This is a genomic window from Micromonospora rosaria (assembly GCF_001567585.1).
Lineage (GTDB): Bacteria > Actinomycetota > Actinomycetes > Mycobacteriales > Micromonosporaceae > Micromonospora > Micromonospora rosaria.
Genome location: NZ_LRQV01000007.1, coordinates 49755 through 69019 on the forward strand (window position 1 = coordinate 49755; position 19265 = coordinate 69019).

Below are 19265 nucleotides of genomic sequence, written 5' to 3' on the forward strand. Positions count from 1 at the left end.
GGGGGCCCTTCCTTACCGGCCGGCGGCGCGGAGCAGGTCGGCGGCGCGTTCCGGGGCGACGTCGTTGATGAAGACGCCCATCGCCGACTCCGAGCCGGCCAGGTACTTCAGCTTGTCCGCCGCCCGCCGGATGCTGAACAACTGCAGGTGCAGGTACGCCAGCTCGCGGTCGAGCCGGACCGGGGCCTGGTACCAGGCCGAGATGTACGGCATGGGCACGTCGAAGAGCCGGTCGAAGCGGCCCAGCAGATCCAGGTAGAGCGGCCCGAAGGCGTCCCGTTCGGCGTCGGTGAGCGCGGGCAGGTCGGGTACCACCCGGTGCGGCGCGAGGTGCACCTCGAACGGCCAGCGGGCCGCCGCCGGGACGTACGCCGTCCAGTGCTCGTTGGCGGCGACCACCCGGTCCCCGGCGGCGCGTTCGGCGGCGAGCACGTCGGCGTGGAGATTGCCCCCGCCGGTGGCCTCGGCGTGCCGGCGGGCGGCGGCCAGCATGCTCCGGGTCCGGGGGGTCAGGAACGGGTACCCGTAGACCTGCCCGTGCGGGTGGTGCAGGGTCACGCCGATCTCCACGCCCCGGTTCTCGAAGCAGAACACCTGCTCCACGCCGGGCAGCTCACCCAGGGCGGCGGTCCGGTCGGCGAGGGCGTCCAGCACGGTACGGACCCGCCGTGGCGGCAACTGGGCGAAGGAGGTGTGGTGGTCGTCGGTGAAGCAGACCACCTCACACCGCCCCCGGCCGGGCCGCACCGGCGTGTACGGGGTGATCCCGGTGGGCTCGTCGGCGATCCGCTGGCCGAACGCGGGGAACCGGTTCTCGAAGACCGCCACGTCGTACGCCGGTGCGGGGATCTCGCCGGCCCAGGACGGGGTGGCGGGACAGAGCGGGCACTGGTCGGCCGGCGGCAGGAAGGTCCGGGTCTGCCGGTGCACCGCCAGCGCCACCCACTCGTCGGTCAGCGGGTCGTACCGCAACTGCGAGGCGGGGGACGGGGGCGGCAGGTCCCGCCGGTCCGGCTGGTCCCGGACCGCGTCGTCGCGCTCGTCGAAGTAGATCAGCTCGCGGCCGTCGGCCAGCTCGATGCTCGTCCGCTTCACCCGGTCGTCCCTCCGTCCGCCGTGCGGCCCGGTCCGGCCGGCACGATCATCAGCTCACCCACCTCGTCGCTGAGCAGCCGGCGGGCCTCCGGCGTCAGCCGGTCGTCGCTGACCAGCACGTGCGCCGAGGAGAGCGGGACGATGGAGGAGATGCCCACCGTCCCCCACTTGGTGTGGTCGGCGAGCACCACCAGGCGGTCGGCCGCCGCGACCAGGGCGCGGTCGGTCTCCGCCTCCATCAGGTTGGGGGTGGTGAACCCGGCTCGCTCGCTGATCCCGTGCACGCCGAGGAAGAGCAGGTCGAGGTGGAGCGAGCGGATCGCCGTCACGGCCAGCGGCCCGACCAGGGCGTCGGACGGGGTCCGCACCCCGCCGGTGAGGATCACGGTCTGGTCCGGTCGGCCCCCGGCGTGCAGGATCTCCACCGCCGGCAGCGAGTTGGTCACCACCGTCAACCCGGGTACGTCGACCAGCCGGCGGGCCAGCGCGGCGGTGGTCGTACCGGCGGAGAGCGCGACCGCCGCGCCGGGCCGGACCAGCCCGGCCGCCCGCGCCGCGATGGCCTCCTTCTCCGGGAGCTGGCGCACCGACTTGGCGCGGAAGCCGGGCTCGTCGGTCGAGCCGGCCCCGGTCACCGTGGCGCCGCCGTGCACCTTCGCCAGCAGCCCCCGCTCGTGCAGGGTCTCCAGGTCCCGCCTGATGGTCATGTCGGAGACGCCGAACGCGGCGGCCAACTCGCCGACCCGGACCCCGCCCGCCGTGCGGACCCGGTCCAGGATCGCGCTCTGCCGCTGCCGTGCCAGCATCCACACCCCCACGAATGTCACGCGCCCGGACGCGTTCCAACAGGTGCGAACAGTAGCGCGCAGGAGATGGGGGTGGTAGTGGGCTGAACGACCGGTCCGCGCCCCCGAGTGGTCGGCCGGTGGTGCGTGTTCCGGCGTCCACATCGGACCGCCGGACGATCCGTGGCCGGTCGCCGGGCACCGCCCCGCGCCCCCGGGCCGCCGGGGGTGCGAGGCGAGCAGAGCCGGGGCCGCCGGCCGGGCCGACGCCGGGGTCCCCGGGTGGGGCTCCGGCGGTCAGGCCGGTTGCAGGCGCGGCTCCACCCAGCCGGTCTCGGTCAGCAGGTGCATGACCGCCTCCACCGCCTCGTCCACCGTCCCGGTGGAGGTGTCGAGGACCAGTTCCGCGTCGGTCGGCACCTCGTACGGGTCGTCGACGCCGGTCATCCCGGTGAGCAGACCGGCCCGTGCCCGCGCGTACAGGCCCTTGCGGTCGCGCTGCTCGCACACCTCGATCGGGGTAGCCACGTGGACCAGCAGGAAACCGGCGCCGGCCGCCAGTGCCATCTCCCGGGCGGTCGCGCGGGCCTGCGCGTACGGCGCGATCGGGCAGCAGACGGCGACGCCCCGGTGCCGGGCGATCTCGGCGGCGACCCAGCCGATCCGGCGGACGTTGAGGTCCCGGTCGGCCTTGCTGAAGGTCAGCCCGGCGGAGAGTTCCCGGCGCACCACGTCCCCGTCGAGCAGGGTGATCGTCCGGTCGCCCTGCTCACGCAGCACGTCGGCCAGCCCCCGGGCGACGGTCGACTTCCCGGAGCCGGAGAACCCGGTGAAGAAGACCACCAGACCCCGGTACCGCCGGGGCGGGCGGGCCCGGGTCAGCTCCTTCGCCACCGCCGGTGGGGTGTGCCACTCGGGCAGCGGGAAGCCCCGGTCCAGGTGGTCGTCGATCTCCTGTTGGGTGAAGGCCAGCCGCCGGTTGCGCGGCGGGATGTCGTCGCGCCAGCGCCACTGCCCGTCCCGGTTGTCGTACGCCAGCTCCCGGGGGACCAGCACCCGCAGCCCGGCACCGGAGAGCGACTCGCCGGTGGAGAGCAGGTGGGTGACCCCGTACGCGGCGGCGACCCGGGCGCGTAGCAGGGCGTCGCTGATCTCGTCCCGCCGCCGGGCCAACGGCACCGTGACGATGGTGGCCGGCGGCATCCGGTCCCGGGCGGCGAAGACGCTGCGCACCAGTGCCTCGGACGGCAGCCCGCCGGTGGGCTGCTCGCTGACCGGGATCAGCACCAGCAGGTGCGCGCCGAGGGTCCGCGTCGCGTGCGCGATCTGGGCGAGCTGGGGGCGGTGCAGCGGCCGGTCGGCGACGACGCCGAGCACCCGGCCCGGGGGCAGCAGCGCGCGGACCTCCTCGGGGTCGCGGCGCAGCCGCTGGAAGGGGCCGTGCCCGCCGTCGCCGAGCCGGCGCACCGTCCCGCCGGCACCGGCGATCCCGTCGCGGACCGTCCAGACGTCGGTGACGTCCAGCGTCGCCACCGGGGCGCCCTCCGCGTCGGCGAGCACCAGCAGCCGCCGCGCGGGGTCGGTGACGTCCAGCCCCTGGGCGAGCGCCGCCGGGATCTGCAACGCCACCGGCACCGGCCACGGCGTACCGTCGGCCAGCCGGCCCCGACGGCTGATCGAGACCAGGTCGGCGCGGGTCATGAAGCCGGTCAGCGGTGCGTACGCCCCGGTCAGCAGCAGCTCCAGGTCGGCCAGCTCACCCGGGCGCGGCGTGTACGCCGGCGCGTCCCGGAGCACCTCGTCGGGCAGCACCCACCCGTTGCTCATCCGCCACCCTCCCAGATCGCCGGCCGGCGCTCAGGCTCGTCGCGGCCGGGCACACAGTTTCTCAGCCGACCGCCGATCGGTCGAGAGCGCCACTCCCCACCCGGGCCGCACCCCCACCGCCGCCGGCCACCGTCCGTCGCGGTCGCCGCCGGCACGCCGGGCGGTGGGTGGTGACCCCGAGCTGCCGGAGCGCGGAATCAGGGGGATTCCCCCGGGTGTTTCCCGATGCCCCGATGGCTCCGGGTCCCTACGCTGAGCGACGTGACACTGATCGCGACCGAGTCGCTGACGAAGACGTACGGGGGTGGGGTCACCGCTCTGGCGGACCTGACCGTCGCGGTCGAGCCGGGGATCATCGGCCTGGTCGGCGCCAACGGCGCCGGGAAGTCGACACTGATCAAGATCCTGCTCGGCCTGCTCGAACCGTCCAGCGGGCAGGTCCGGGTGCTCGGCCTCGACCCGACCACCGACCCCGCCGCCGTGCGGGCCCGGGTCGGGTACATGCCCGAGCACGACGCCCTGCCGCCGGATCTCTCCGCCGCCGAGCTGGTCACCCACCTGGGCCGGATCAGCGGCCTGCCGCCCACCGTCGCCCGGGAACGCGCCTCCGAGGCGCTGCGGCACGTGGGCCTGCACGAGGAACGGCACCGCGCCGTCGGCGGCTACTCCACCGGCATGAAACAGCGGGTGAAACTGGCCCAGGCCCTGGTGCACGATCCGGACCTGCTGCTGCTCGACGAGCCGACCAACGGGCTGGACCCGGCGGGCCGGGACGCGATGCTCGCGCTGATCCACCGGATCGGCACCGAGTTCGGCATCTCCGTGCTGGTCTGCTCGCACCTGCTCGGCGAGGTGGAACGGATCTGCGACACGCTGGTCGCCATCGACGGCGGCCGGCTGCTGCGCGCCGACCACATCGCCGCGATGACCTCCGCCACCGACGTGCTCGCGGTCGAGGTCAGCGAGGGTACGGACCTGCTGGCCGCCCGGCTCGCCGCGCTGGAACTGCCGGTGAGCCGGGACGGGCGGATGCTGCTCGTCCCGCTCGCCGACGATGACACCTACGACCTGATCCTCGGCGCGGTCGCCGAGCTGGACCTGCCGCTGCACCGGCTGGACCAGCGCCGGCACCGGGTGGCCGAGCTGTTCGCCCCGAGGGAGCCCAGCCATGCCTGAGCCGACCGGCGTCATCCACGACATCGGCTACCAGCGGTACACCGGGCCCCGGCTGGGCCGCCGGCACGTCTTCGGCGCGCTCTACCTGCACGGGCTGCGGACCGCGTTCGGCCTCGGCCGCAGCGCCAAGGCCAAGATCTTCCCCTGGCTGGTGGTGGGCGTGGTGGCCGTCGCCGCGGCCGGGATCACCGCCGTGCGGACCCAGATCGGCGAGGTCGTGATGACCTACGCCCAGTTCGCCGACCGGATGAGCTGGATGGTCATCTTCTTCGTCGCGGTGGTCGCCCCCGAGCTGGTCTCCCGGGACCTGCTCAGCGGGGTGCTGCCGCTGTACTTCTCCCGCCCGCTGCCCCGCGAGGACTACGCGCTGGCCAAGCTGCTGGCCCTGGTCACCGCGCTCTGGCTGCTGCTCGGCGGCCCGCAGCTGGTGATGTTCCTCGGTGCGGCGTTCACCACCGACGACGGGATACGCGGGGTCTGGAACGAGCTGCTGGACCTGCTGCCGGGGCTGCTGTACGCCGGGCTCTGGGCGGTGGTCTTCGCCTCGATCGGGCTGCTGATCTCCTCGCTCACCGGCAAGCGGGCCTTCGCCGCCGGCGGCATCGTGGCGGTCTTCCTGATGACCACCCCGATCGTCGGCATCCTGTCGATCATGCCGTCCCAGACGGTCAACGAGCTGGCCTTCCTCGCCTCCCCGTCCACGCTGGTGGGCGCCACCGGGGCGTGGGCGCTGGGCGACCTGCTGGTCTTCGAGGGATCCAGCGGCCCGCCGATCGGCGGCTTCGGCCCGCTCTACGCGGTCGCCACGGTCGCCCTGGTGGCCGTCGCCGTCCTGTTGCTGCTGCTGCGATACCGGAAGGTGGCCACCCGATGAGCGTGACCGACCAGGTGGACACGACCGGGGCCGGCGCCCCGCCGGCCCGCGCGACCAGCGTGCTGAGCCTCGCCGGGGTCTCCAAGTGGTACGGCAACGTGGTCGCGGTCAACGACGTCACGATGGACCTCGGTGCCGGGGTGACCGGGCTGCTCGGCCCGAACGGCGCCGGCAAGACCACCCTGCTGCACATGATGGCCGGGTTCCTCGCCCCGTCCCGGGGCACGGTCACCCTGGACGGGACGCGGATCTGGCGCAACCCGCAGGTGTACCGGCGGCTCGGGCTGGTCACCGAACGGGAGGCGGTGCACAGCTTCCTCAGCGCGTACGAGTTCGTGCTGGCCAGCGCGAAGCTGCACGGGCTGCCCGACCCGGCCGCCGCAGCCCGCCGGGCGATCGGCCTGGTCGAGCTGGAGGGCGCGCAGGACCGGCGGATCGGCACGTACTCGAAGGGGATGCGGCAGCGGACCCGGGTCGCCGCGGCGCTGGTGCACGACCCGCAGGTGCTCCTGCTCGACGAGCCGTTCAACGGGATGGACCCCCGGCAGCGGCTGCACATGATGGAGTTGCTGCACCGGCTCGGCGACGCCGGCCGGACGATCCTGTTCAGCTCGCACATCCTGGAGGAGGTCGAGCAGGTCTCCGGGACGGTCCAGGTGATGGTCGCCGGCCGGCTGGCCGCCTCCGGTGACTTCCGGACCATCCGGCGGCTGATGACCAACCGGCCGCACGTCTTCGCGATCCGGTCCACCGACGACCGGGCGTTGGCCGTCGCGCTGATGGCCGAGCCCTCGGTCACCGGCGTGGAGCTGGACCGCACCGGCCTGACCGTGCGGGCCGGCGACTACGGCGCGTTCACCCGGGTGCTGCCGAAGATCGCCCTGGCCCGGGGGGTCCGGGTCCGGGCGCTGCTGCCCGAGGACGAGTCCCTGGAGAGCGTCTTCTCGTACCTGGTGGAGGCCTGAGGTGTCGACCGTTTCCTGGATCACCGCGCGTGGGCTGTTCGGCCGGCGGCGGTTCCTGCTGCTGATTCCGCTGCCGTTGCTGTTGGTGGTGCTCGCGGTGGTCTCCCGCGTGCTGAAGGTGGACCCGGGCCAGTGGGGGCCGCCGATCCTGGTCGGCCTCGGCCTGGCGGTGGTGCTGCCGGTGGTCGCGCTGATCGTGGGCACCGGCGTGCTGGGCGCCGAGATCGACGACGGCACGGTGGTGCACATCCTGACCAAGCCGCTGCCGCGCTGGCAGATCGTGCTGCCGAAGCTGGCGGTGGCGACCGGGGTCACCGCGGTCACCGTCGCCGTCCCGCTCTACGTCGCGGCCGTGCTCGCCCACTCGGTACGCCTCGGTCTGGGGCTGGTCGTGGCGGCGGCGCTGGGGGCGCTGGCGTACTCGGCGTTGTTCCTGGCGCTGAGCCTGGTCACCCGGCGGCCGGTCCTGCTCGGCCTGGTCTACGTGCTGATCTGGGAGGGGCTGCTCGGCAACCTGGTCACCGGCACCCGGGTGCTCTCGATCCAGCAGTGGGTGATCGCGCTGGCCGACCGGCTGGCCCCCACCGACCTGCTCTCCACCACGGTCTCGGTGCCGGTGGCGGCGGTGATGACGGCGCTGGTCAGCGTCGGCTTCACGGTGCTCGCCGTGGACCGGCTCCGCTCGTTCAGCGTGGCCGGTGAGACGAGCTGACCTGCCCCGCGGCTGGTGGTCCCGCCCACCCCGCGTCCCGCCCCCCGCGTTCCCGGCCCACCTGAGCCGGGGTGTTGGGAAGGGGCCCCTGCTCTGCAGAATGCGTTAACAAAGGGCCCCTCCTCACACCTCAGAAGGCGCAGGCGACGACGAGTTCGGGGGTGCGGTCGGGGAGCAGGTCGAGCCGGCCGATCCGACCGGCCGCCCGCAGGTCGTCGACGACCAGGGTGAGCTGGTCGAGCAGGGCGGCCGGGCCGAGCGCCTCGGCCAGCGGGACCTCCGCCCTCATGGAGAGCTTCCGCTCGGACTTGGCCCGACGGACCTGGGTGAGCGCGTCGGCGGCGAGCCGGAACAGGGCCGGGTCACCGGTGCCCCGGATCGCCCGGTCCACCTCGTACGTGGTGGGCCACGGGGCGCGGTGCACCGAGCCGTACCGCCACCAGGACCACACCTCCTCGGTCACGTACGGCAGGGTCGGGGCGAAGAGTCGCAACAGCACCGACAGCGCGGTGGCCAGCGCGGCGCGGGCCGAGTCGGCGCCCGGCCCGGTGCCGTACGCGCGGTCCTTGACCAGCTCGATGTAGTCGTCGCAGAACCGCCAGAAGAAGCTCTCCACCACCTGCACCGCGGCGGTGTGGTCGTAGCCGTCGAGGGCGGCGGTGGCCGCCGCGACCACGGTGGAGAGTTCGGCAAGCAGCGCGGTGTCCAGCGGCTCGGTGACCGGGGCGCGCAGCGCGTCGGCCGCGCCCAGCCCGAGCGCGAACGTCGAGGCGTTGAGAAGCTTGGTGGCCAGCCGCCGGCCCACCTTGATCTGCGCCGGGTCGAAGGCCAGGTCCATGCCGGGTCGCCCGTTGGCCGCCCAGTACCGGACCGCGTCGGAGCCGTACTGCTCCAGCAGGGCCAGCGGGGTGACCACGTTCCCCTTGGACTTGGCCATCTTCTTCCGGTCCGGGTCGAGGATCCAGCCGGAGAGCACCGCGTCCCGCCAGGGCAGCACCCCGTGTTCCAGGTGCGCCCGGACCACGGTGGCGAAGAGCCAGGTCCGGATGATCTCCTGCCCCTGCGGGCGCAGGTCCATCGGGAAGACCCGGGCGAACAGGTCCGGGTCGGTCTCCCAGCCGCCGACGATCTGCGGGGTCAGCGACGAGGTGGCCCAGGTGTCCAGCACGTCCGGATCGCCCACGAAACCGCCCGGCCGGCCCCGCTGAGCCTCGTCGTACCCGGGTGGCGGCTCGCTGGACGGGTCGACCGGCAGCATCACCTCCGGCGGTGTGAGAGGCTGGGAGTGGTCCGGCTCGCCAGCGTCGTCGAGCCGGTACCAGACCGGCACCGGCACGCCGAAGAAGCGCTGCCGACTGACCAGCCAGTCACCGGTCAACCCGCCGACCCAGTGCTCGTACCGGTGCCGCATGTGCGCCGGCACCCAGGTCAGCTCCGCGCCCCGGGCCAGCAGCGCCGCCCGCAGGTCGGCGTCCCGGCCGCCGTTGCGCAGGTACCACTGCCGGGTCGAGACGATCTCCAGCGGCCGGTCGCCGCGCTCGTAGAACTTCACCGGATGGTTGATCGGGCGGGGCTCGCCGACCAGGTCGCCCGCGTCGGCCAGCAACCCGACCACGGCCCGCCGGGCCCCGTTCACGGTCTGCCCGGCCAGCGCCGCGTAGGGCCCGGCCGGCAACCCGGCGGGCGGCTCCGGCAGCAGCCGGCCGTCCCGGCCGACCACCACCCGGGTGTCCAGGTCCAGCTCCCGCCACCAGGTCACGTCGGTCAGGTCACCGAAGGTGCAGACCATCGCGATGCCGGTGCCCTTGGCCGGGTCCGCCAGCGGGTGCGCGCGCACCGGCACCTCGACCCCGAACACGGGGGTACGCACGAGCGCGCCCACCAGGTCGGCGTACCGCTCGTCGTCGGGATGGCAGACCAGCGCGACGCAGGCCGGCAGCAGCTCCGGTCGGGTGGTGTCGATCGGCACCGCCCGCCCGTCCGGCCCGGTGAACCGCAGCCGGTGGTACGCGCCCGGCCGCTCCCGGTCCTCCAGCTCGGCCTGGGCGACGGCGGTGGCGAAGCCCACGTCCCACAGGGTCGGCGCCTCCGCCTGGTACGCCTCGCCCCGGGCCAGGTTGCGCAGGAACGCCCGCTGCGACGTGGCGCGGGCGGTCGCCCCGATGGTGGTGTACGTCAGCGACCAGTCCACCGACAGCCCCAGCCGCCGCCAGAGCGCCTCGAAGACCTGCTCGTCGGCGGCGGTCAGGGTCTCGCAGAGCGCGACGAAGTTGCGCCGGGAGATCGGTGTGGGGTTCTTCCGGGCCGCCTCGTCGACCGGGGTGGCCGGTGGCGTCCACGCCGGGTCGTACGGCAGCGACGGGTCGCAGCGCACGCCGTACACGTTCTGCACCCGGCGTTCGGTGGGCAGCCCGTTGTCGTCCCAGCCCATCGGGTAGAACACCGTCCTGCCGCGCATCCGCTGGAACCGGGCCACGATGTCGGTGTGGGTGTACGAGAAGACGTGTCCCATGTGCAGTTCGCCGGAGACCGTCGGCGGCGGGGTGTCGATCGCGTACACGTCGGACCGGTCCCGGGTCCGGTCGAACGCGTACGTGCCGTCGGACTGCCAGCGCCGTGACCAGGTCTCCTCGATGCCGTCCAGGGTGGGACGCTCGGGCCGGCCGGTGCGCTGCGCCGTGGTCGGGTCGGTCATCGGTCGATGGTAGAGCCGCCTGCGGGCCCCGCGCGTGGGGAATACGCGGGGCCCGCGGGCGGGCGCGGAGCCGGGCGGCTCACTGGCTCAGCTCGGCGACCTCCTCGGCGGTGAGCCGCAGCGCGCCGCCGGGCGCGGCGCTGCGGGCCGCCGCCGCCGGGGCCGGGTCCGCCGGCCGGCGCCAGTGCCAGTCGGTGAGCGCCTGGTACGCGGCGGCGACCGAGAGCAGCCGGTCCTCGCCGTACGGCAGGCCGCCGAGGATGGTGCCGATCGGCACCCCGGTGCCGTCGAAGCCGATCGGGAAGGCGATCTCCGGCAGGCCGAGGATGTCGAACGGCACCGGCCCGGTCTGCACCACCACGTCGCAGGCGTCGAACATCTGGTCCAGCACCCGCTCCATGAGCAGCAGCTTGGCCCGCTGGCCGGTGAGGAACTCGTTCGAGCCGAGCAGCGCGCCCTGCAACCAGCCGGTCACCGACACTCCGAAGCCGCGCAGGTCCTGCCGCAGGTACGGCATGAACGGCTCGCTGCGCTCGGGCAGCCGGACGTTGTTGAAGGCGGTGCCGGTGAGCAGGTCCCAGTCGTCGGGCAGCGGCACCTCGACCAGCGTGGCGCCCTCGATGCCGGCCAGGGTGTCCAGGTACGCCCGGCGGGCCTGGGCGGTGGCCGAGGTGCCGGAGGTGAACCCGGGCAGCACGCCGATGCGGGTCTTCCACCGCATGACGACCCGGTCCCCGGTGCGCTTCGGGGTGGCCGCGTTGATCAGGTTCGGCAGCGCCGGCAGCCCCTGGGTACGCGGGTCGGCGGCGTCCTCGCCGGCCATCGCGGTCAGCATGATCGCCGCGTCCTTGGCGTCGCGGGCCAGCGGGCCGGGGTGGTCCCGGGTGTAGCTGAGCGGGATGATCCCGGCCAGCGACACCCGGCCCATGGTCGGCTTCAGCCCGGTCAGGTTCTGCGCGTTCGCCGGAGCGGTGATCGAGCCACCGGTCTGGGTGCCGGTGCCGCTGGCGGCGAGCCGGCCGGCCACGGCGGTGGCGGTGCCGGTGGAGGAGCCGCCCGGGTTGGTCGCCGGGTTGTTCGGGGTCCACGCGTTGACCGTGGTGACCACGCCGTCCGGGGTGGTGGCCCGGGTGGTGGCCAGCGGCCCCATCTGGGTCTTGCCCAGCACGATCGCCCCGTTGACCGTCAGCTTCGCCACCGAGGTGGCGTCGTACGGCGGCACGAAGTCGGCGAACAGGTACGAGTTGGCGGTGGTCCGGACCCCGGCGGTCCAGTAGTTGTCCTTGACGGCCAGCGGGATGCCGTGCAGCGCGCCCCGGTACGGCCGGTTGGCGGCCTGCCGGGCGGCCTTCACGGCGGCCTCGGCGAGCACCAGGTTGAACGCCTTGTACGTGCCCTCGTACGCCTCGATCCGGGCCAGGTACGCCTTGACCAGCTCCACCGGGGTGAGCTTGCCGTGGCGGATCATCCAGGCGGCCTCGGCGATGGTCAACTCGGTCGGGTCGGCCATCGCCTCGGGGCGGGGCTTGACGAAGGCGTTCGGCACGTCCAGCGCCGGGTTCCACGTGACCTTGCTGGTGGGCCCGGTCACCGGCGGGGCGGCCGACGCGATCCCGGGCAGGGTCACCGACGCGCCGACCGCCGAGACGGCGGCGAGGGCGGCGGTGCGGGCCAGGAAGGCCCGGCGGTCGATGCTCCGGTCGAGGGGTTCGGCGCTCATCGGTCCCGCCATTCTGTGCTGATCGAGGGGTAGAGCATCGGCGCGGGCTGCTGGGACAGGGCCATCGCGACCGCCGGGTCGGTGCCGGCCGGGGCCGGCATCTGGTACGCGGCCAGCGCGGTGACCGTGGAGCGGACGAACGAGCGCAGGGAGGCCAGCACCGAGTCGCGGCCGGGCGAGCCGGTGACCGGGTCGGCGGTGGTGCCGGGGGGAAGTTGGTCGAGGTCGATGCCGAGGGATGCGAGCCGGGCGCGGATGAACGTGTCGAGTTCGGCGTCGGTCGGCGGGACAGGTGCCATCGTTCTCCTCTGAGCTGCGAAAACGTGGCCCTACTGTCGGGGCGGGCGGTGTCACGCCCGTGACGCGATGATCACCAGCTTGTGAACCGGCGGCGGTGTCGGTCACACCAACGAGTTCCGCCACTGTCGGTGCAGGCCCGCGTACCGGCCGCCGGTGGCGATCAACCGTTCGGGTGGGCCGTCCTCGACGATCCGGCCGCCGTCGAGGACCAGGACCCGGTCGGCGGTCTCCACCGTGGAGAGCCGGTGCGCGATGACCAGGGCGGTCCGGTCCCGCAGGATGGTGCCGAGGGCGTGCTGCACCAGCCGCTCGGTGGGCACGTCCAGCGAGGAGGTCGCCTCGTCCAGGATCAGCACCGCCGGGTCGGCCAGGAAGGCGCGGGCGAACGCGACGAGCTGCCGCTGCCCGGCGGAGAGCCGGCCGCCGCGCCGGTGCACCTGCGTGTCGTACCCGTCGGGGAGCGCGGCGATGAAGTCGTGCGCGCCGATCGCGCGGGCGGCGGCCCGCACCGCCGCGTCGTCGGCGTCCGGCCGGCCGAACCGGATGTTCTCCGCCACCGTGCCGGTGAACAGGTGGTTCTCCTGGGTCACCAGCACCACTGCGGCGCGCAGGTCGGCGTCGGCGACGTCGCGCAGGTCGACCCCGTCGAGGGTGACCGTGCCGGTGACCGGGTCGTGGAACCGGGCGAGCAGCTTCGCCAGCGTCGACTTGCCCGCCCCGGTCGGGCCGACCAGGGCGACGGTCTGCCCGGCCGGCACCGTCAGGTCCAGCCCGGCCAGGATCGGCGCGTCCGCGCGGTACCCGAAGGTGACCGACCGGAACTCCACCGCGCCCCGGCGGCCCTCGGCGGGCAGCGGCACCGGGCGGGCCGGCTCGGGCACCGACGGGCGTTCGTCCAGCACCCCGGTGAGCTTCTCCAGCGCCGCCGTGGCCGACTGCAACGAGTTGTAGAACTGGCTCAGCTCCTGCATCGGCTCGAAGAACCGGCGCAGGTAGAGCAGGAACGCGGCGAGCACCCCCACGCCGGTCTCCCCGTCGAGCACCCGCAGGCCGCCGTAGCAGAGCACCACCGCCACGGTGACGTTGCCGATCACCTTGATCCCCGGCGAGTACGTGGCGATCAGCCGGAAGGCCTGGCGGCTGGCCACCCGGTAGTCGTCGTTGACGACGCCGAAGATGGCCTCGTTGCGCCGCTCCCGCCGGTACGCCTGCACCGCGCGGATGCCCCGCAACGACTCCACGAAGTGGACGATGACCAGCGCCACCGCCTCCCGGGTGCGCCGGTACGCGTCGGCCGAGGCACGCGCGAACCACCGGGACAGCCAGAGCAGCGGCGGGAAGGCGAGCAGCGTCACGGCGGCCAGCGGCAGGTCCAGCCAGAGCAGGACACCGGCGATCGACACGATCGACAACCCGGCGAGGACCAGGCTGTCGATCCCGCCGTCGACCAGCTCGCCGATCGAGTCGAGGTCACTGGTGAGCCGGGAGACCATCCGGCCGGAGGTGTACCGCTCGTGGAACGTCACCGACAGCCGCAGGAAGTGCCCGTACACCCGCTGCCGGAGGTCGAGCAGGACGGCCTGGCCGAGCCGGGCGGACAGGACGAGGAAGCCGCGCCGGGCCGCGTACTCGATCCCGGCGGCGACCACGAACGCGGCGGCCACCGCCACCAGCGGCACCGGGTCGCCGGCCCGCAGCGGCCCGGCGGCCCGGTCGATGCCGAGCATCACCAGGTACGGCCCGGCCATCCCGGCCGCGTTCTGGGCCAGCAGCAGCGCCACCGCCAGCCCGAGCCGGCGGCGGTGCGGGCGCAGCAGGTCCCGCAGCAGGGCCCGGCTGCGCACCCGGAGCCGGGCCACCGCCGCCGGGGAGGTGTCCTCGGCGAGGCTGCGGTCGGCGTCCGGATCGGTGGAGACGCCCCGCCACCGCTGCGGCTGCGTCCCGTCGCCCCGGTCGGTGTCCCGGTCCCCGAGGGCGGTCACGACGACACCCCGGCACCGGCGGCGGGGCGTGGGTCGGCGGAGAGCACCGACCGGTACGCGGGCACGGTGGCGAGCAGGTCGGAGTGGGTGCCGACGGCGGTGATCCGCCCCTGCTCCAGCAACGCCACCCGGTCGGCCAGCGCGATCGTCGAGGGGCGGTGCACCACCAGCAGCGCCGTGGTGTCCCGGAGCACCCGTTTCAACGCCGCCTCCACCAGCGACTCGGTGTGCACGTCGAGAGCGGAGAGCGGGTCGTCCAGCACGAGCAGCGCCGGCCGGCCGAGGACCGCCCGCGCCAGGGCCAGCCGCTGCCGCTGGCCGCCGGAGAGGGAGAGCCCCTGCTCGCCCACCCGGGTCGCCAGCCCCCACGGCAGGTCGTACGCGAACTCCGCCTGGGCCAGGGCGAGGGCGGCGTGGATCTCGTCCTCGCCCGCGTCCGGCCGACCCAGGGTGAGGTTCTCCCGGACCGACATGGAGAACAGCGTCGGCTCCTCGAAGGCCACCCCGACCAGCCGGCGCAGCGTGGACAGCCGCAGGTCGCGCAGGTCGTGGCCGTCCAGGGTGATCCGCCCGCCGGTCACCTCCTGCAACCGGGGGACCAGCGACAGCAGCGTGCTCTTGCCGCAGCCGGTGGCCCCGACCAGGGCGAGGGTCTCGCCCGGCGCCACGGTCAGGTCCACCCCGCGCAGCACCGGGGCGCCGCTGTCCGGGTACCGGAAGGTGACCTGCTCGAAGGTGAGCCGGCCGCGTACCCCGGCCCGGGGCGGCGCCAGCGCGCCCGGCGCGTCCACGATCGCCGGCCGGGTGTCCAGCACCTCCCGGATCCGGTCGGCGGCGGTGGCGGCCTCCTGGCCGTTGGCGATGATCCAGCCCAGCGACTGCACCGGCCAGACCAGCATCAACTGGAGGCTGACGAAGGCGACCAGGGCCCCGACGGTGAGCCCGCCCCGGCTCACCAGGACCACCCCGGTGACCAGCACCACCGCCAGCGTGCCGTTGGGGACCAGGTCGAACAGGGCCGAGGTACGGGCCAGCAGCCGGGCCTTGCCGACGCCGATGTCGTGCAGCGCGCGGGCGTTGCCGGCGAACCGGGCGGCCAGTTCCGGCCCCCGCCCGTACGCCTTGGTGGTGCGCAGCCCCAGCGCGGTCTCCTCGACCAGGGTCGCCACCTCGCCCTGCTGGTCCTGCATCCGGCGGGACGCGGCGTGGTAGTGCCGGGCGAACCGGCGGCTGATCAGGAACAGCGGCACCGCGCTCGCCGCCACCAGCAGGCCCAACGGCGGGTGCAGCCGGATCAGCAGCACCACCACGGCGACGTAGGTGACCAGGTTGAGGATCAGGAAGAACAGGCCGAAGGAGAGGAACCGGCGCAGCACCGACAGGTCGCTGGTGGCGCGGGAGAGGAGCTGACCGGAGTGCCACCGGTCGTGGAAACTGGTCGGCAGGCGCAGCAGGTGCGCGTAGAGGTCGGCCCGGAGGGCGGCCTCCATGCCGACCGACGAGGCGGACTGCATCCACCGCCGCACGAAGATCAGCAGCGCCTCGACCAGGCCCAGCACCAGCACCAGGGCGCCGAGGCTGAGCAGCCCGCCGGGCTCGCGCCGGGCCACCGGGCCGTCCACCACCCGCTGCACCACCAGGGGTACGGCCAGGCTCGCCCCGGTGCCCGCGAGCGCCGCCACCAGCAGCCAACCGAACTCGGCCGCGTACGGTCGCAGGTAGCCGCGCAGCCGCCACAGGTTGGCCAACCGGCCGCGCCCCGCCGACCGGCCCCCGCCCGCCGACGCGGCCGGGGGATGTCGGCCGGCTTTCGTCGTCGGGGCCGGCTCGCGGTCGCGCTCCGCAGGCACGATCTGACCGTATCGGTAAATGTCACTGTTCCGGCTGTCAGCTTGTTGTCATCGACCGCCCACGGTCACCGACCGCCCACGGTCATCGACCGCCCACGGTCATCGACCGCTCGGGCCCACCGTCCGCGTCGCGGCGCACCCGCTCCTCCCCGCGCGCGTCTCCGGCGGCGCTGCTGTCCGGCGGCGCTGATGCCCGGCGGTGCTGGTGTCGGGCGGTGCTGCTGTTGGGCGGCGCTGCTGTTGGGCGGCGTTGCTGTCGGGCGGTGCTCGCGGGCGGGGTCAGCGGCGCTCGTGGGCGAGCAGCCAGGTCTTCACCGGCAGGCCCCAGCGGTACCCGCCGAGCGTCCCGTCGGTGCGCAGCACCCGGTGGCAGGGCACGAAGAGCGCCGCCGCGTTGTGCGCGCAGGCCGCCGCCGCGGCCCGGACCGCGAGCGGCCGGCCGGCCAGCCCGGCGAACGCGGTGTACGTCACCGGCTCGCCCGGCTTGACCTCCCGCAGCACCTGCCAGGCATGGCTCATGAATGCCCCGCCGGTGTGCTGCTCGACCGGTACCTGGTCGATCGCGGTCAGGTCACCGGCGAAGTAGGCGTCGACCGCGGCGCTCACCGGGCCGAGGTCGGCCCGGTGCCGCAGCGGTCCCCGCAGGCTCGGGTGCACCCGGGGCACCAGGTCCTGCGGGTCGCCGGTGAACCCGGCCGCCCGGACCGCGCCGGTCGGCCCGACGAGGAGGGCCAGGGGGCCGGCGGGGGTGTCCTGCACGGTGCTGTCGATCGGGTCTGCCGTGGTCATGCCGCTCTCCAGAGTCTGATCACCGCGTACGACCGCCAGGGGCGCCAGCGGTCGGCGTACGCGTCGAGGGTCTTCGGGTCGTCGGACAGGCCGAGCGCGGCGGCGCCCCGCCGTACCGCCAGGTCGGTGGGGAGCAGGACGTCCGGGTCGCCGAGGGCCCGCATCGCCACGTACCCGACCGTCCAGGGGCCGATCCCGGGCAGGTCGGCGAGCCGGCGTACCGTCTCCTCCCGGTCGCCGCCCGGGTCGAGGTCCAGCGACCCGTCGGCGACCGCCCGGGCCGCCGCCCGGATCGTCTCCCGCCGCCGCGCCGGCATCCCGAACACCCCGTCCGGCAACCCCAACACCTCCTCCGCCGTCGGGAACGCCCGCAGGGGTTGATCATGGAGTTCGCGGCACTCACCGAGCCCCGGCCCACCGTCAACCCCATGATCATCGGTGGCGGTGGCGGTGGCGGTGGCGGTGGCGGTGGCGGTGGCGGTGGCGGTGGCGGTGGCGGCGGTGATGCGGGTGAGGGTGGTTGTGGCGGCGGTCAGCGAGATCTGTTGGCCGATGATGGCGCGGAGGAGGATCTCGAAGCCGTCGACGGCGCGGGGGAGGCGTACCCCGGGCTCGGTCGCCACCGCCGCGGCGAGCGCCGGATCGGCGGCCAGCGTGCCGTCCACGGCGGCCGGGTCGGCGTCGAGGTCGAGCAGCCGGCGGCAGCGGGCCACCGCCGGCGCGAGGTCGCGCAGGTCGGCCAGGCGCAGCGTCGCCGAGACGTGCCCGGCCGTCGGGGTCAGCGCGACCTCCGCCGGCCCGTGCGGCAGGGTCAACCCCCGGTGGTACGTCCCGTCGTGCACCCGCTCCACCCCGGGCACCGCCCGTCGGGCCAGGAAGTCCAGCAGCGCCGGGGCGTGCAGCGGCGGCCGGTACGCGAGCCGCAGCGTGATCGTCCCGGCGCCCGCGACGGCCGCCCGGCCGGCCCGCAACTGCGACGGCGGCACCCCGTAGGTGATCCGGATCGTGTCGTTGAACTGCCGGACGCTGCCGAACCCGGCCGCGAACGCCACCTCGGCCAGGCCCAGCCCGGTCGTCTCGATCAGGATCCGGGCGGTCTGCGCCCGCTGGGCCCGGGCCAGCGCGACCGGTCCGGCCCCCATCTCCGCGCGCAGCATCCGGTGCAGGTGCCGTTCGGTGTACCCGAGCCGGGCCGCCAACCCCGGCACGCCGTCCCGGTCCACCACCCCGTCGGCGATCAGCCGCATCGCCCGCCCCACCACGTCGGCCCGGACGTCCCAGTCCGGCGAGCCGGGGGCGGCGTCCGGGCGGCACCGCCGGCAGGCCCGCAGGCCGGCCCGCTGCGCGGCGGCGGCCGACGGGAAGAACCGGACGTTACGTCGTTTCGGGGTGACCGCCGGGCAGGACGGCCGGCAGTAGATGCCGGTCGAGGTGACCCCGGTGTAGAACCTCCCGTCGAACCGCTGGTCACGGCTGTCCACGGCCCGGTAGCACCGTTCGAAGTCCAACTCCACACCCCCGATCCTGCCTCCCTGCCCACCCCACCGGCTCGCGGTATTCGGACCTGAAGGAAGGGCCCCCTGTTAACGCTTCCGGTAGAGGAAGGGCCCCTTGTTAACACCTCGTCCCGCCTCGGGCCCGCCCCGGCCGGGTCACCGCCGCAGTCGGATCGCGGGGTGGGAAACGGGGCAGCGGGGCCGAAAGTGTCGGTCGGGGCCGGTACCGTCCCGCCACCAACTCAAGAAGGGGGCGGCGATGGCGAGCGTGGCCGGACGGGAGGTCCGCTGATGCGATCGGGGCAGACGCCACTCGACCGTACGGTGGTCCAGGGCTTCTACGACCGGATGCGGGCGGTCGCCCCGGCGGCGTACGGGGCGATCGAGCGGGACCGGGCGGCCGACGAGCCTGGGCGGCCGTTCCCGGAGACCGCCTGTGGCCGGCTCGCCGGGTCGCTCGACGCCGCCGGCCTGCGCGCCCTCGGCATGTGGGCGCACCACTGGTGCATGCGGTTCTACGACGACGACACCCGGGTGGGGCTGCGGCTGGTACGGGAGATCGCCACCCGTCCCGGGCTCGGGTGGACGGTCGACGAGGTGCGGTGGATGCTCGGCGAGTCCGCCGCGGCCGGGGCGTCCGCCGCGCACCGGTACACCCTGCCGGCTGCGGCGGCCCGCGAGTTATCCGCCGCCGTCCGGGCGACCCTGCCGGCCCACGAGCCGACGGCGGACCCGGCCCAGCGAAGGGCTGGGGCCCCGCCGTCCGCGCCACCGGTGCTTCCGCCCTCCGTGCCGCCGGTCGTCCCGCCCTCCGTGCCGCCGGTGGATCCGGCCTCGTGCCGGCCGGTGGTCCCGGCGCCCCGGCGGCCCGCCCACGACCTGTCGCCCCCGCGAGACCTGCCACCCGCTGCCGATCCGCCGACCGCTGCTGATCTTCCGCTCGTCGATGATCTTCCGGCCGCCGGCGAGCCTCCGGCCGTTGGTGATCTCCCGTTCGTC

Annotated in this window: 14 protein-coding genes and 1 pseudogene; 5 read left to right on the forward strand and 10 right to left on the reverse strand. The window is 74.5% G+C overall.

Annotation, left to right across the window (positions count from 1 at the left end; genetic code table 11):
• Positions 1–12: 12 nt before the first annotated feature.
• The 3 genes from galT to cysC all read right to left on the reverse strand — a co-directional run bounded on the left by galT (position 13) and on the right by cysC (position 3707).
• Positions 13–1095, reverse strand: a complete 1083-nt coding sequence (gene galT, locus AWW66_RS03925; RefSeq protein ID WP_067359978.1) for a galactose-1-phosphate uridylyltransferase — start codon at positions 1093–1095, stop codon at positions 13–15.
• Complete coding sequence (locus AWW66_RS03930; protein ID WP_067360055.1) at positions 1092–1901, reverse strand: DeoR/GlpR family DNA-binding transcription regulator; 810 nt, start codon at positions 1899–1901, stop codon at positions 1092–1094. Before AWW66_RS03930 ends, galT begins: the two co-directional genes overlap by 4 nt.
• A 276-nt stretch (positions 1902–2177) precedes the next feature.
• A complete protein-coding gene (gene cysC / locus AWW66_RS03935; protein ID WP_067359980.1) occupies positions 2178–3707 on the reverse strand; it encodes an adenylyl-sulfate kinase in 1530 nt (509 codons plus the stop codon).
• 261 nt (positions 3708–3968) lie between these two features.
• On the opposite strand from cysC, the gene AWW66_RS03940 reads away from it, so the two are divergent.
• From AWW66_RS03940 to AWW66_RS03955, 4 genes are read left to right on the forward strand one after another with little or no spacing between them, the layout of a single operon-like run.
• The gene (locus AWW66_RS03940) at positions 3969–4883 is read left to right on the forward strand and encodes an ABC transporter ATP-binding protein (RefSeq protein WP_067359981.1); all 915 of its coding nucleotides are present in this window, start codon (positions 3969–3971) and stop codon (positions 4881–4883) included.
• On the forward strand, positions 4876–5757 hold the full coding sequence (locus tag AWW66_RS03945) for an ABC transporter permease (RefSeq protein WP_067359983.1): 882 nt from the start codon (positions 4876–4878) through the stop codon (positions 5755–5757). The genes AWW66_RS03940 and AWW66_RS03945 overlap by 8 nt, the downstream gene beginning before the upstream one ends.
• The gene (locus tag AWW66_RS03950; RefSeq protein WP_067359984.1) at positions 5754–6722 is read left to right on the forward strand and encodes an ABC transporter ATP-binding protein; all 969 of its coding nucleotides are present in this window, start codon (positions 5754–5756) and stop codon (positions 6720–6722) included. Before AWW66_RS03945 ends, AWW66_RS03950 begins: the two co-directional genes overlap by 4 nt.
• A 1-nt stretch (position 6723) precedes the next feature.
• Positions 6724–7434, forward strand: a complete 711-nt coding sequence (locus AWW66_RS03955) for an ABC transporter permease (protein ID WP_067359986.1) — start codon at positions 6724–6726, stop codon at positions 7432–7434.
• Positions 7435–7564: 130 nt separating this feature from the next.
• Here AWW66_RS03955 and valS read toward each other — a convergent pair whose 3' ends face one another.
• The 7 genes from valS to AWW66_RS03990 form a co-directional block, all read right to left on the reverse strand.
• Entirely contained in the window at positions 7565–10129 is a 2565-nt protein-coding gene (gene valS / locus AWW66_RS03960; protein ID WP_067359987.1) for a valine--tRNA ligase, read from the reverse strand.
• Positions 10130–10208: 79 nt separating this feature from the next.
• Positions 10209–11849: an amidase gene (locus tag AWW66_RS03965; RefSeq protein WP_245647886.1), complete on the reverse strand. Its 1641-nt coding sequence runs from the start codon at positions 11847–11849 to the stop codon at positions 10209–10211.
• Complete coding sequence (locus AWW66_RS03970; protein WP_067359990.1) at positions 11846–12148, reverse strand: hypothetical protein; 303 nt, start codon at positions 12146–12148, stop codon at positions 11846–11848. Before AWW66_RS03970 ends, AWW66_RS03965 begins: the two co-directional genes overlap by 4 nt.
• 102 nt (positions 12149–12250) lie before the next feature.
• Complete coding sequence (locus AWW66_RS03975) at positions 12251–14131, reverse strand: ABC transporter ATP-binding protein (RefSeq protein WP_067359992.1); 1881 nt, start codon at positions 14129–14131, stop codon at positions 12251–12253.
• Positions 14128–15981: an ABC transporter ATP-binding protein gene (locus tag AWW66_RS03980; protein ID WP_067359993.1), complete on the reverse strand. Its 1854-nt coding sequence runs from the start codon at positions 15979–15981 to the stop codon at positions 14128–14130. Before AWW66_RS03980 ends, AWW66_RS03975 begins: the two co-directional genes overlap by 4 nt.
• A gap of 279 nt (positions 15982–16260) precedes the next feature.
• Complete coding sequence (locus AWW66_RS03985) at positions 16261–16770, reverse strand: methylated-DNA--[protein]-cysteine S-methyltransferase (RefSeq protein WP_067359995.1); 510 nt, start codon at positions 16768–16770, stop codon at positions 16261–16263.
• On the reverse strand, positions 16767–18284 hold the full coding sequence (locus AWW66_RS03990) for a DNA-3-methyladenine glycosylase 2 family protein (RefSeq protein ID WP_067359996.1): 1518 nt from the start codon (positions 18282–18284) through the stop codon (positions 16767–16769). The genes AWW66_RS03985 and AWW66_RS03990 overlap by 4 nt, the downstream gene beginning before the upstream one ends.
• Before the next feature lie 273 nt (positions 18285–18557).
• On the opposite strand from AWW66_RS03990, the pseudogene AWW66_RS32365 reads away from it, so the two are divergent.
• Positions 18558–19011 (forward strand): annotated as a pseudogene (locus AWW66_RS32365) (hypothetical protein); the annotation flags it as partial.
• Positions 19012–19265: the final 254 nt, after the last annotated feature.

Bases quoted from the DNA above. Each gene is read 5' to 3' on its own strand.
- AWW66_RS03930 (WP_067360055.1), bottom strand. From the start codon at position 1,901: ATGCTGGCACGGCAGCGGCAGAGCGCGATCCTGGACCGGGTCCGCACG.
- cysC (WP_067359980.1), bottom strand. From the start codon at position 3,707: ATGAGCAACGGGTGGGTGCTGCCCGACGAGGTGCTCCGGGACGCGCCG.
- AWW66_RS03945 (WP_067359983.1), top strand. From the start codon at position 4,876: ATGCCTGAGCCGACCGGCGTCATCCACGACATCGGCTACCAGCGGTAC.
- AWW66_RS03950 (WP_067359984.1), top strand. From the start codon at position 5,754: ATGAGCGTGACCGACCAGGTGGACACGACCGGGGCCGGCGCCCCGCCG.
- valS (WP_067359987.1), bottom strand. From the start codon at position 10,129: ATGACCGACCCGACCACGGCGCAGCGCACCGGCCGGCCCGAGCGTCCC.
- AWW66_RS03965 (WP_245647886.1), bottom strand. From the start codon at position 11,849: ATGAGCGCCGAACCCCTCGACCGGAGCATCGACCGCCGGGCCTTCCTG.
- AWW66_RS03970 (WP_067359990.1), bottom strand. From the start codon at position 12,148: ATGGCACCTGTCCCGCCGACCGACGCCGAACTCGACACGTTCATCCGC.
- AWW66_RS03985 (WP_067359995.1), bottom strand. From the start codon at position 16,770: ATGACCACGGCAGACCCGATCGACAGCACCGTGCAGGACACCCCCGCC.